Source organism: Streptomyces sp. NPDC029466, from assembly GCF_055574515.1.
Map to the genome: position 1 here is coordinate 1 of NZ_JBVHZH010000086.1, position 12,530 is coordinate 12,530.

Sequence of the window (12,530 nt, forward strand, 5' to 3'; positions counted from 1 at the left end):
CGCACGCCGGGGGACGGATGGCGGGCGAAGGGTATGGGGGGGGAAGAGGGGGGGGGGGGGGGGGAGAAAACCGACCCCCCCCCCCCCCCCCCCGCCCGTGGTCGTTGGCGGACTCAGTGGCCTGGTGCCCCCCAGTCCGGTCCGCCCTGCGGGTGCTGCGGCGCCTGGGGGTGCGGCGGACGGTGGTGCGCCTGCGGGGCGTAGGGGGCCGCCGGAGCGGGTGCGCCGAACGGCTCGTGCGCTTCCGCCGGTTCGTCGCCCTCGATCTCGTCCCAGTCGATCTCCATCGTCTTCCGGCGGGTGAAGACGTTGAAGAAGAGGTTCAGCAGGACGGCGGTCAGGCTTCCCAGCGTGATACCGCTGTTGAGGACCGCGCGGACGTCCTCCGGCATCCGCGTGAAGAACGGCTCGACGGCGTTCGGCAGGAGCGCGGCGGCGAGGCTGACCGCGAGGATCAGGGCGTTGCGCTCCTCGCGCAGATCCACCTTGCCGAGGATCTGGATGCCGACCGCGGCGACCATGCCGAACATCGCGACCGCGGCACCACCGAGCACCGGATGCGGAATGGCGGCCACCACACTGCCCGCCTTCGGCAGCAAGCCCATGACAATCATGAAGCCGCCGGCCGCGACCACCACGAACCGGCTCATGACCTTCGACATCCGCACCAGGCCGATGTTCTCGGCAAAAGCCACGTAGGGGAAGGAGTTGAGAATTCCGCCGAGGACGGTGGCGACACCGTCCGCGCGCAGCGCATTGGCGACGGTGGCGTTGTCGATCTTCTTACCGGTGATCTCCCCGATGGCGTAGACGTCTCCGGTGGTCTCCACCATGGTGATCAGCATGACGACGACCATGGCGATGATGGGGAACAGCTCGAACTTCGGCATTCCGTAGTGAAAGGGCGTGCTGACGCCGAACCAGGCGGCATTCTTCACGCCGCTGAAATCCACATCGCCGAGGAGCCAGGCGACGCCGGTGCCGGCGACCAGGCCGAGCAGTACGGCGAGGCTGCTCAGGTACGACTTCCCGAACCGGACCACGAGCAGGATGAAGAGCAGGGTGCCCAGCGCGTAGGCGAGGTTCTTGGGATCGCCGTATCCGGGGTGGCCGATCAACTGCGCGCCGCCGGCCGCGTCCTTCAGCCCCTGCGGGATCAGGGTGAGGCCGATGACGGTGAGGATCGTGCCGATGACGATCGGCGGGAAGTACTTCACCAGCTTGCTGAAGAAGGGCGCGAAGAGGAAGGTCGCCATTCCCGCGGTGATCACCGCGCCGTAGACGACGAGCAGACCGGCCGTGCCGCCGCCCGCGCCCAGCCCGATGGCGATCATCGGCGAGACCGCGGTGAAGGTGACGCCCTGGACCAGCGGCAGCCTGGCACCGATCTTCCACACGCCGAGAGCCTGGATGATCGAGGCGACACCGCAGGTCAGCAGGTCCGCGTTGATCAGATAGACGAGCTCCTCGCGGGACAGCCCCAGGGCGTTTCCGAGAATGATCGGGACGACCACCGCTCCCGCGTAGAACGCGAGGACGTGCTGGAAACCGAAGAGGGTGAGCTTGCCGACGGGGAGTACCTCGTCGACGGGGTGAGCCCGCTGCTGGGAGAACTGCTCGGGGTCTTGTCGGGAGACTCGTGCCATCTCTGCCTTGCCTTCGGGAGGTAGGTGAATAAGAAGGGACCGGCCCGTCGTGTCCCGGAGGACGGACGGGCCGGCTGGGTCTTACAAAGCCGACGTTCAGCGGTGTTACCGACACCACGTAGCCCTGCACCGCGCTGTGCGTCCCGGGTTCCGCAGGACTTCTTCCGACCAGCGCGGCAAATTCCGGCATTTCCATGGAATTTGCAGGTGGGACCAATCGGACCGCTCACCCTAGTTGACCTGTGCCCTTTCTCGCGAGTAACCGGCCGTATTCGCTCGCATAAAGGGTGACCATGACCCGAAATACCGTTTTGGGAAGGGGACTTTGTCTGCCGCGGGCGCTCCCGTGCCGACAGGCGGAGCCCGGCCGGCGGCCGTAGCATTTTGGTATGGCTGAGCGGCAGCATGCGCCCACCGCGCCGGAACTCGTCATCGAGTCCGACGGCAGCACCCAGGTGATGAGCCCCAGCCGCGTTTACCACGTCGGGCGGGACCCGGCCTGCGAACTCGTGCTGCACGATGCCCGGGTCTCCTGGCATCACGCGGTGCTGCGGACCAAGTCGGGCCACTGGACGGTGGAGGACGAGGACAGCACCAACGGCACGTTCGCCGACGGACGCCGGGTGCACGAGACCGGGGTCGGCCCTGGCAGCGTGATCCGGTTCGGCAACCCCGCGGACGGTCCGTGTGCGGTGCTCTCCATGGCGTCACCACCGCCTCCGCCGCCCGCCCCGTCGGCGCCCTCGGCACCGTCGCCACCGCCGACCCGCGTCGAGCGGCCCTCCGCCGTCTCGCACCCCGCCGGCACGCATACCTTCCGCCGGCCCAGCTCCGTACGCCCGCTGCCCGCCGCCCGCACCACCCGGATCGGCCGCGCCCCCGAAAACGACCTGGTCGTCGACGACCTCTCGGTCTCCCGCCGGCACGCGGAGCTGCGGGCCGGTGCCGAGGGCTTCGAGATCGTCGACCTGGGCAGCCACAACGGCACCTACCTCAACGGCCAGCCGGTGGACCGGGCGCCGATGATCCCCGGCGATATCGTCGGCATCGGCCACTCGGCGTTCGCCCTGGTCGGCGACGAACTCCAGGAGTTCATCGACACCGGTGAGGTGTCGCTGGACGTACAGGATCTGGCCGTCCGCGTCGACAACGGCCGAAAGACGCTGATGGAGCAGGTGTCCTTCCCGGTGGGCGAGAAGACGCTGCTCGCCGTGGTCGGACCCAGCGGCGCCGGCAAGTCGACCCTGCTCAACGCGCTGACCGGGCTGCGCCCCGCCGACGACGGCACGGTGCTCTACGACGGCCGTGACCTCTACCGCGACTACGCCGAGCTGCGCCAGCGCATCGGGCTCGTACCGCAGGACGACATCCTGCATCTCCAGCTGACCGTGCGCCGGGCCCTGAGCTACGCCGCGGAGCTGCGCTTCCCCGAGGACACCGCGAAGGCCGAACGGCAGGCGCGGGTCGACGAGGTGATCCATGAACTGGGCCTCGACCAGCGGGCGCAACAGCCGATCCACAGCCTCTCGGGCGGCCAGCGCAAGCGCGTCAGCGTGGCCCTGGAGCTGCTGACCAAGCCGTCGCTGCTCTTCCTCGACGAGCCGACCTCCGGTCTCGACCCCGGGATGGACCGCTCCGTGATGCATATGCTGCGCGGACTGGCGGACGACGGCCGTACGGTCATCGTCGTCACCCACAGCGTGCTGAGCCTGGACGTCTGTGACCGGCTGCTGGTCCTGGCGCCGGGCGGCACCATCGCCTACTACGGGCCGCCGGAGGAGGCGCTGGCCTACTTCGGGTACCAGCAGTGGCCGGAGGCGTTCGAGGCCTTCGAGAACGACAAGCAGCGTGACTGGGCAGGGCAGTTCCGCGCCTCGCCGGAGCACCGGCGCTATGTCTCCGCGGACTCCCATCAGCCCACGCGCACCCCCGAGGCCCCGGCGGGACCGGTGACCGCGCCGAAGGCGCAGAGCTGGGGCAAACAGCTGCACACGCTGGTCCGGCGCTATGCGGCGGCGCTGACCGCCGACCGGACCTTCCTGATCATCATGGTCGCGCTGCCGTTCGTGATGGGAGCGATGGCGCACGCCCTGGCCGGGTCCGCGCTCACCCAGGACTCGGCGGTCAACGCGCTGCTGATCCTGTGCGTCGGAGCGGTGCTGACCGGCGCCGCCAACGCGGTGCGGGAACTGGTCAAGGAGCGGACCATCTATCAGCGGGAGAGAGCCGTCGGCCTGTCCCGCTCGGCGTATCTGATGTCCAAGGTGCTGGTGCTGGGCGCGATCACCATCGTCCAGGCCGTGGTGCTGACCCTGGTGGCGCTGATCGGCGTCAAGCTGAACGCACCGGGCGGCAAAGGGGTGTTGATGCCGCCGCTGATCGAAATCACCCTCGCGGTGGCGCTGTTGGCGTTCACCGCCATGATGCTCGGCCTGTTCGTTTCCGCGCTGGTGCGGAAGGAAGAGGTCACCATGCCGCTGCTGGTGCTGCTCGCGATCATCCAGGTCGTGTTCTGCGGTGCGCTGCTCAAACTGAACGGTGTGCTGGTGCTGGAGCAGCTGGCGTGGCTGGTGCCCTCGCGGTGGGCGCTGGGGGCCATGGCGGGCACCATCGATCTGCACCACATCATGCCGCAGGGGACCGCGGACCCGCTGTTCCAGCACAAGCCGGGGACCTGGCTGCTGAACATGGGCATGATGATCGTGCTCTCCCTGCTCCTGGGATTCGTGGTCACCAAGCTGCTGCGGCGGCACGAGCCCGAGATCATGCGCAAGTAGTGCCGAGGAGCCGCCTGTGACCTCGCCGGAATTCCTCCCCAGCCATGTCGTCCCGCCGGAAGGCATGGCGAGCTGGTCGGCCCCGGACACCACCCGGCCGTCCGCACCGCTCGATCCGCTGCTGCCGGTCCAGATCATCGACCGCCGCGGCGACTGGGCGCTGGCGCTGTGCTCCAACGGCTGGTCGACCTGGGTCGACGGCCGGCTGCTGCTGGCCCTCCCCCGCGAACCGCCGGCCGCCGCGCAGGGCGCCGCCCGGACCGCGGACCCCCGCCCGCTGCTGGGCGCAGCGGAGGGCGAACTGATCCGGTACCGGAAGCTGGTCGAGGAGCTGGCCGCCGGGCAGCTGGACGGCGAGTCGTTCGCCCGGCGCACCCGCGGCACCCGGCTGGGGATCGTCGTGGACGGCGATGCGGTCTGGCTCTACGACGCCCGGCACGAGCGGTGGTGCTACTGCGACGGGGTGTCGCTGGAGACGTACGCGGTGACGGCGGGGCCGTCCTCCCGGTCCGGGGAGCGGCCGGGATCCGGGACGGGCCCCGAGACGCGGGACGAGCCGGGCCCGGTGGCCGATCCACCGGCCCCTTCGGCCTCCTCGGCCACCGGCGGACCCGGGCCGGCGCCGGACCCCGGGGCCTCGGGCCCACCGGAGGGGCCGCCTCAGGACCCCGCCGCGACCCGGGCCCTGCACCCCGGTGAGCGGCCGCCCCCGCCGCCGAACCCCGTGGGTGAGATCCGGTGAACGGTGCGGCACCCGACCGGCCTCAGGGCCACTCCACCGCTCCCGACTCCTCCGGGCTGCGCGGGCGGCAGATCGCCGAGTATCTGCTCCAGGACGAGATCGGCCGGGGCGGGATGGCGGTGGTCTACCGCGCGGAGGACCTGCGGCTCGGCCGTACGGTGGCGTTGAAGCTGCTGGCGCCCGAGCTCGCCCGGAACGACACCTTCCGGCAGCGCTTCGCCCATGAGTCGCGGGTCGCCGCGGCGATCGACCACCCGCATATCGTGCCGGTCTTCGAGGCCGGGGAGACCGAGGGCGTGCTCTACATCGCGATGCGCTACGTCCAGGGCCGGGATCTGCGGGCGCTGCTCGACCGCGACGGGCCGCTGTCGCTGGAGACCGCCTGCCGGATCGCCCTCCAGGTGGCGTCCGCGCTGGACGCCGCCCATGCGCACGACCTCGTGCACCGGGACGTCAAACCGGGCAACATCCTGATCGCCGAGGGCACCGACAGCGACCGCCCCGAGCACGCCTATCTCACCGACTTCGGACTGACGAAGAAGTCCCTGTCACTGACCGGGTTCACCAGTGTCGGCCAGTTCGTCGGCACGCTGGACTATGTGGCGCCCGAGCAGATCTCCGGCCGCCCGGTGGACGGCCGCTGCGATGTCTACAGCCTGGCCTGTGTGCTGTTCGAGATGCTGACGGGGGCGCCGCCGTTCCGCCGCGACGACGACATGGCGCTGCTGTGGGCGCATCAGTACGATCCGCCGCCGGCCATGACGGAGCTGCGGCCCGATCTGCCGGAGACCGTCGACGCGGTGTTCGCGCAGTCGCTGGCCAAGGCGCCGGAGAACCGCTACGAGACCTGCCGGGGCTTCGTGGCGGCGCTGCGCGCGGCCGGGCGGGCCACGGTCCCCCCGACCCCGGCCGGCACCCCGCAGGCGCACCCCATGACGCAGGTCGACGCCCAGGTGGACCAGGGCGGCCGGCGCAGCGCGGCGCCTCCGCCACCGCCGCGCTGGGCGACGCCGATGTTCCCGGGGCGGACGGGACCCTAAGGGCCGTCCGGCTTCCCTCCCCCGCGCGGTTCCCGGCCCCCGTCCGGCTCCGGTCCCCCGCGTGGCTCCCGTACCTCACCCGGATGCCGTACGCCCCGCGCCAGCAGGCTGCCGAGGAAGCCGGTGACCAGCCCCCAGAGGAGGCCCACGCCGACCAGCCGGAGCAGCTGCGGTTCCAGGGTGACCTCGCCGCCCAGGTCGCCGCCGAGGTCGCCGACGCCGATCACGGAGAGCCCGTAGTGGGCGGAGATCCGGGTGAGCAGTCCGACGACGAACAGGGTGAGCGCCAGCGCCACGGCCATCTCGACGGCGTGCCGCCAGGCCGGCAGCCGGGCCGGGGAGCGGACCGCCGCGGTGAAGGCGGCGGCGAGCAGCACCACGGCCGCCACCGCCACCAGCAGCCAGGCCCTGCGGTCCTGTTCGGCGAGCGAGCCGAGGTCGAGGGTCCGCTGGCCATGGGTGCGGAGCACCTGGTCGAGGGCGTGCGGCAGGGGCAGTCCCAGGGCCTTGTCGACATGCCCCACCCAGGCGCCGCCGGTGCCGATGCCCAGCGCCATCCAGGCCACGTTCGGCAGCCCGAGGAAGATGACCGCGAGGGTCTCGGCCGGGCGGTCCTTCGCGATGAGCTCGACGATGCCGACGACCAGCCCGATCACGGCGTAGGCGAGCAGCGTCAGCACCATCGCGTGGGCGGGTGGCCGTACGGAGCCCTGGTAGTGCAGCAGCCGGGGCGAGAGCGGGGCGCGCCGGGAGACGAGGAAGGTCAGCGCCAGCAGCGCCAGCACCCACATCAGCCCGACGCCGAGCGTCGCGGGCACATCGGCGCGGAAGCCGACGGTGGGGGTGGCCCCCAGCTCGGATCCGATCTGCTCGGCGAGGTCGTTGCCCACCGAGATCCGGAAGCTGTGCCGGGCGGCGAGCGCGAGCAGCAGCAGAAGTACCAGCCAGCACACCGCCGTTCGGGCGATCCGGGCGAGCAGCTCGCGGGTGCCGGCCACCGCCCGGTGGCGCAGCGGCAGCAGGAAGGCGAAGGCCAGCACCAGCGCTCCGGCGAGGGTGACCGACAGCGGGACCACGTCCAGGGCGGCGTTGGCCTCGGCGATGACCCCGGCGTCGCCGGACAGCCCCACCGAGCCGCCGGCCGCGACGAGCACGGTGGCCGCGACCACGGAGGGGAAGGCCCCGCCGGGGAGGTCGGTGGCGCCCGCCGCCCACAGGCCGATGGCGGCGACCACGAGCATGGTGACGAGGGCCGCCACGGCCGCGCCGAGCGCTTGCCCCCAGGCCCGGAGGGCGGGTGGTGCGCCATGGGACCGCACCGGGCCCGGGGAAGCGGCTGACGCGGTGCCTCGCATCTGGCTCGACCTCTCTTCTGCCGGGCACGGGTCCGCGGTACCCACGGTCCGCCTGGGGTGACGCATGCGCCGACGGGCGACGGAAGGTGCTTCCCGGTGCCCGGGAACACGCAATTCCGCGCATTTGCCGCAGGGACGACATGCACCCACCACCGTAAGCACCGACGTGCCGCCCCGCTTGCGGACGGCGCGACTCCCGGACACACAATGTCCTTGACCTAGACAAACCGGGCAAAATTCGCATAGCCGGATGGCCCACACGCGTCGGAAGAGGCACCCGTGACATCTCCACCGCCGCCTGACAGCCACCCGACAGGGCCGCCGTCGGGCCCGCTCTCCGGTACGCCGTCCAGCCCCGGGCACGAGCCGACACAGGTGGGCTCATGGCCCGGGCAGGCACCGCCGGAGGAGCCCACCCAGCCCGGCTACCGCCCGCCGCCGGGCGGCCCCGGCAAGGGCGGCGGAGGCGGCGGGGGTGGCGGCGGAGGCGGCCGCGGCGGGGGTGCCGGCGCCGGCGGGCCCTGGTGGCGGTCCGCGCCACGGGTCGCGATCATCGCGACCGCCCTGGTCGTGGCGGTGGTCCTGATCGTCATCTTCACCCGTCCGGGGGGCGGCACCAGTGAGGTGTTCGCCGAACCGGCCGCCTCGACCGGACAGGACCCGGTCACCAAGTCGTCGGCGGAGGAGTCCTCCCCGACCCCGTCGGCCACGCCGAACAAGCCGTCCGGCGGCGGCAACAGCGAGTTCTCGGGTGCCACGCCCGGTCTCTACGGCGGGACCGAGCACAGCGCGAGCTGCGATGTCGAGAAGCAGATCAGCTATCTGACGAGCGCCCCCGCGAAGAACCAGGCGTTCGCCGGTGTCCTGGGCAAGAAGCCGGGGGACATCCCGTCCTATCTGCGCTCGCTGACGCCCGTTCAGCTGATGTATGACACCCGGGTCACCAACCACGGCTTCAAGAACGGCAAGGCCACCAGCTTCCAGTCGGTGCTCCAGTCCGGCACCGCGGTGATGGTCGACTCGTACGGGGTGCCACGGGTGCGCTGCAAGTGCGGCAATCCGCTGACGCCGCCGACCGCGCTCAAGGGTGACGTGAAGACGGCCGGCACCAAGTGGCCCGGATACCAGTCCTCGAACTCGGTCGTCGTCACGCCCGCGAAGTCCCAAATCAAGGAATTCACCCTGCGCGACCCGAAGACGGGCAAGTGGTTCAAGCGCCCCCAGGGCACCACCGGCGCCGAGGACCGCTCGACGTCCCCGCCGACCGAGACCCCCAGCGGCCCCACCTCCTCCCAGCCCCCGCCGGGCCAGTCCCCGCCGCCCACGCCCGGGTCCACCGAACAGCCCACCGGGGGCACCGGCACCTCGCCGCCGGAGACCGGCGGCGGGACGACCACCGGCGGCACGACCGACACATCGACCGGTGGCAGCACGACCGGCTCACCGAACGGTGGCGGCACCACCGGGAGCACCACCAACGGCACCACCGACGGCACCACCGGGAGCACCACCGACGGGACCACCGGGAGCACCACCGACGGCACCACCGGGAGCACCACCAACGGGACCACTACCGGCGAAACCACCACCGGCGGGAACACCGGCGGTCAGTCGGCCCAGGGCGGGGCCACGGGCGGCGGGTCCCCCTGACACCGGGCGACAGGGAGTAGATACGAGACGGCGGGCGGCCGGAAGGCTGCCCGCCGTCGCGGTTTCCCGCCCCGATATCGAACTGTGTCCTATTCCTCCGGTGCACGAGACAACCACTTCAGCGAACAACCCCTCTGCTTATGCGGCGGGGGCATTGGCGTCCCTTGACGGTCATCCCCTCACGGGCCCGGGCTCCGCCACTGTCAGTTGTTCTGCTTTGAAGGGATCCCCGTGCTCGCCGGACCACGTCGCCACTCCGCCCGGTTGATACCCGCTCTGACCGCGGCTGCCGCGCTGCTGACCGCGTGCGGCGGCGGCGCCGATGCGTCGAAGGCCGACCAGCCGGCCACCAAGGTGACCGTCACCCCGGCCGCCGGAAAGACCCCGGCCAAGCTCGGCTCCCAGATATCCGTCCGGGCCGACGGGGGCAAGCTCACCTCGGTCGAGGTCGAGAACGACAAGGGCGGCAAGGTCGCCGGAGAGCTCTCCGGCAACGGCGCCGCGTGGAAGTCGGACGGCAAGGTCATGCCGGACACCACGTACACCGTGCGGACGAAGGCCAAGTCCGACGGGGGCAAGGAGTCCTCGGCCACCTCGAAGTTCACCACGGAGCAGGCCGGCAAGGTCAACAAGCTCACCAACACCCCGTCCGGCGGGGCAACCGTGGGTACCGGAATGCCGGTCTCGATCCTCTTCGACAACCCGATAGCCAAGGACCGGCAGGCCGAGATCGAGCGGGCGCTGAAGGTCACCACCCAGCCGAAGGTCGAGGGCTCCTGGGGCTGGGTCAAGGACTACTCCGGCAAGGACCGGATCGACTGGCGGCCCAAGGACTACTGGCCGTCCGGCACCAAGGTCTCCGTGAAGGGCGCGCTGTCCGGCATCAACTCCGGTGACGGCGGCTGGTTCGCCCGGGACTACAACTTCGGCTTCACCATCGGCGCCGACCACAAGGCCGTCATCGACGTCCCCTCGCACACCATGACGATGTACGAGAACGGCAAGAGCGTCGGCACCATCCGCGGCTCCGCAGGCTCCCCGCAGGACCCGACCCGCGGCGGCGTGCACACCGTACGCAGCAAGAACGCGGCCGAGACGATGGACTCCGCCACCATCGGCCACGGCAGCGAGTGGATGCTGGACTCCAAGTGGGTCACCCACCTCACCGCGTCCGGGACGTTCCTGCACTCCGCCCCGTGGAACAAGTCGATCGGCGTGGAGAACAACAGCCACGGCTGCTTCGGCATGACCACCTCGGACGCCAAGCGGGCCTATGACTTCCTGACGATCGGCTCCACGGTCGAGGTGAAGGGCACCACCAACACCAACAAGACCGATGTCGGCAACGGCCTGGAGGTCTGGCAGGAGAGCTGGCAGCAGTGGCAGCAGCGCAGCGCGCTGCGCTGACCCGGCCCGCGCTCCCGCGGTAGCCAAACGGACGCCGTCGCCTGACTGTTCAGGCGGCGGCGTCCGTCGTTGGGGGTCCGGTCAGCGGATCTCGCTCGTCGTACGGCGGTGGGTGGAGCGCCGGTCCTCGATCTCGGCCCAGCGATCGCCGTAGACGTTCTGGACGACGCCCGGCTGCCGCAGGAAGTCGTGCGGGAAGCCCAGCGGCACCTCGCTGGTCCGGTCGAGCCGGTCCAGCGCGTCGGCGTCCAGGGTGACGTCGAGGGCGCCGAGATTGTCGGCCAGCTGGCTCTCCTTGGTGGCGGCGATGATCGGAATGATGTTGCCGGGCCGGCTGCGCAGCCATGCCAGGGCCACCTGCGCGGGGCTCCAGCCGCCCTGCTCGGCGACCTCCAGCACCGCGGTGAGGGTCTCCTCCTCCTGGTGGTGGGGGGTGGCGCCGTCGTCCGTGGTGGCCAGCCGGCCGGTCTCCCCGCGGCGGTACTTGCCGGTGAGCTTGCCGGCCGCGAGCGGCGCCCAGGCCAGCACGGCCAGATCGAAGGCGCGGGCCTGCGGCAGCAGTTCCCGCTCCGGCGTCCGCTCCAGCAGGTTGTAGCGCAGCTGCGAGCCCGCGAACGCGGTCCAGCCACGCAGCTCGGCAAGGGTGTTGGCCTGCGCGATCTCCCAGGCGGGCCAGTCGGACACGCCGATGTAGAGCACCTTGCCCGAGCGCACCACGTCATCGAGCGCCCGCATGACCTCCTCCACGGGCGTGAAGTTGTCCCGGGCGTGCACCCACAGCACATCGAGGTGGTCGGTGCGCAGCCGGTCCAGGCTCGCCTCCACCGACCGCACCAGGTTCTTGCGGTGGTTGCCCGCCGCGTTCACATCGCCCTGGTGGGTCATGCAGGTGTACTTGCTCGCCAGGACGAAGCGGTCCCGGCGGCCCTCCAGCAGCGACCCGAGGGTCCGCTCGGAGGCGCCGCCGGTGTAGATGTTCGCGGTGTCGATGAAGTTGCCGCCCGCGTCCGTGTAGGCGTCCAGGATCCGGCCGCTGGTGTCCTCGGCGGCACCCCGGCCCCGGTCGTCGCCCATGGTCATGGCGCCCAGGCTCAGCTCACTCACCCGCAGACCGGTCCTGCCGAACAGTGTGTAGCGCACGAGGTTCCCTTCGTTCAGCGACAGCGGTAGGTCGGGTGCCCACGCTAGGAGCTGGAGCGCACTCCAGGGCAAGCCACGGCACCGCGGTCGGGGGCGCGTTGCCTTCCCGGCGGTGGCCCACGTCACCTACGGGAAGTCCGGTCGCGGTGTCCGATCCGGGCGGCAGCGCCTAGGGTGGCCGGTGCAACTGGTTCGCCCTGCCCGCCAGGCAGGCGCGTCGCAAGAGGGAACCCGGTGGAATTCCGGGACTGCCCCGCAGCGGTGAGTGGGAACGACCGCCGTCATACGCACTGGGCCCGGCCGGGTCTGGGAAGCGACGGCCAGTAGATGTCCGCCTTCGGCGGATGTGCCCGCGAGTCCGAAGACCTGCCAGTGCCCCCGCGCGACCGGTGCGCGGGGTGATCTCGGTGACCTCGAGGGCGGGTCGGCGGACACATCGGGCGGGCACGGCCGGCGGCAGAGCGCCGGGTCCCGCCGGGTTCGCCGTCCCTTCGCGCCCTCGACCCTCCCGTGGTCCATGGAGACAGACTCGCGAAGGAGAGTTCCGTGACCAGCAGGTCCGCAGCCGCGGCAGCACGAGCGACCGTGCACGGCTACCCCCGTCAGGGGCCGAACCGTGAACTGAAGAAGGCCATCGAGGGCTACTGGAAGGGCCGGGGGGGGGGGGGGGGGGCACCCCCCCCCCCCCCCACGCCCCCCCCCCCCCCCCCCCCCGGAAACCCCCCCCCCCCCCCCCCCCCCCCCCCCCCCCCCCCCCCCCCCCCCCCCCCCCC

The 12,530-nt window shown here is 71.4% G+C and carries 8 protein-coding genes, 1 pseudogene and 1 riboswitch; of the genes and pseudogenes, 6 read left to right on the forward strand and 3 right to left on the reverse strand.

Translation table 11 applies throughout. From position 1 onward, the window contains the following. Window positions 1-113: 113 nt before the first annotated feature. The gene (locus tag ACZ4XD_RS36245) at window positions 114-1,646 is read right to left on the reverse strand and encodes a nucleobase:cation symporter-2 family protein (protein WP_468049669.1); all 1,533 of its coding nucleotides are present in this window, start codon (window positions 1,644-1,646) and stop codon (window positions 114-116) included. Window positions 1,647-2,035: 389 nt separating this feature from the next. Between ACZ4XD_RS36245 and ACZ4XD_RS36250 the strand changes: the two genes are divergently transcribed. Genes ACZ4XD_RS36250 through ACZ4XD_RS36260 form a run of 3 tightly spaced genes read left to right on the forward strand, consistent with a single transcriptional unit; the run spans window position 2,036 to window position 6,205 of the window. Next, window positions 2,036-4,423, forward strand: a complete 2,388-nt coding sequence (locus tag ACZ4XD_RS36250) for an ABC transporter ATP-binding protein/permease (protein ID WP_468049670.1) — start codon at window positions 2,036-2,038, stop codon at window positions 4,421-4,423. Window positions 4,424-4,439: 16 nt separating this feature from the next. Beyond that, a complete protein-coding gene (locus ACZ4XD_RS36255; protein ID WP_468049672.1) occupies window positions 4,440-5,165 on the forward strand; it encodes a hypothetical protein in 726 nt (241 codons plus the stop codon). Beyond that, window positions 5,162-6,205 (forward strand): serine/threonine-protein kinase, encoded by a 1,044-nt coding sequence (locus ACZ4XD_RS36260; protein WP_468049674.1) that lies wholly within the window; start codon window positions 5,162-5,164, stop codon window positions 6,203-6,205. Before ACZ4XD_RS36255 ends, ACZ4XD_RS36260 begins: the two co-directional genes overlap by 4 nt. Here the strand turns inward: ACZ4XD_RS36260 and ACZ4XD_RS36265 are convergent. Continuing rightward, entirely contained in the window at window positions 6,202-7,560 is a 1,359-nt protein-coding gene (locus tag ACZ4XD_RS36265) for a streptophobe family protein (protein ID WP_468049676.1), read from the reverse strand. The two genes, ACZ4XD_RS36260 and ACZ4XD_RS36265, sit on opposite strands and share 4 nt — an antisense overlap. A 375-nt stretch (window positions 7,561-7,935) precedes the next feature. Between ACZ4XD_RS36265 and ACZ4XD_RS36270 the strand changes: the two genes are divergently transcribed. Together ACZ4XD_RS36270 and ACZ4XD_RS36275 are read left to right on the forward strand one after the other, a co-directional pair. Next, on the forward strand, window positions 7,936-9,210 hold the full coding sequence (locus tag ACZ4XD_RS36270; RefSeq protein ID WP_468049678.1) for a DUF6777 domain-containing protein: 1,275 nt from the start codon (window positions 7,936-7,938) through the stop codon (window positions 9,208-9,210). 231 nt (window positions 9,211-9,441) lie between these two features. After that, on the forward strand, window positions 9,442-10,617 hold the full coding sequence (locus ACZ4XD_RS36275; RefSeq protein WP_468049680.1) for a L,D-transpeptidase family protein: 1,176 nt from the start codon (window positions 9,442-9,444) through the stop codon (window positions 10,615-10,617). A gap of 81 nt (window positions 10,618-10,698) precedes the next feature. On the opposite strand, the gene ACZ4XD_RS36280 is transcribed toward ACZ4XD_RS36275, so the two are convergent. Further along, window positions 10,699-11,757, reverse strand: a complete 1,059-nt coding sequence (locus ACZ4XD_RS36280; RefSeq protein ID WP_468049682.1) for an aldo/keto reductase — start codon at window positions 11,755-11,757, stop codon at window positions 10,699-10,701. A gap of 186 nt (window positions 11,758-11,943) precedes the next feature. Continuing rightward, window positions 11,944-12,131, forward strand: a riboswitch (cobalamin riboswitch). 172 nt (window positions 12,132-12,303) lie between these two features. Between ACZ4XD_RS36280 and ACZ4XD_RS36285 the strand changes: the two are divergent. Next, window positions 12,304-12,414 (forward strand): annotated as a pseudogene (locus ACZ4XD_RS36285) (hypothetical protein); the annotation flags it as partial. Between the last annotated feature and the right edge of the window lie 116 nt (window positions 12,415-12,530).

Excerpts from the sequence above, each read along its gene's own strand:
- ACZ4XD_RS36245 (WP_468049669.1), bottom strand. The coding sequence starts at position 1,646 with ATGGCACGAGTCTCCCGACAAGACCCCGAGCAGTTCTCCCAGCAGCGG.
- ACZ4XD_RS36250 (WP_468049670.1), top strand. The coding sequence starts at position 2,036 with ATGGCTGAGCGGCAGCATGCGCCCACCGCGCCGGAACTCGTCATCGAG.
- ACZ4XD_RS36265 (WP_468049676.1), bottom strand. The coding sequence starts at position 7,560 with ATGCGAGGCACCGCGTCAGCCGCTTCCCCGGGCCCGGTGCGGTCCCAT.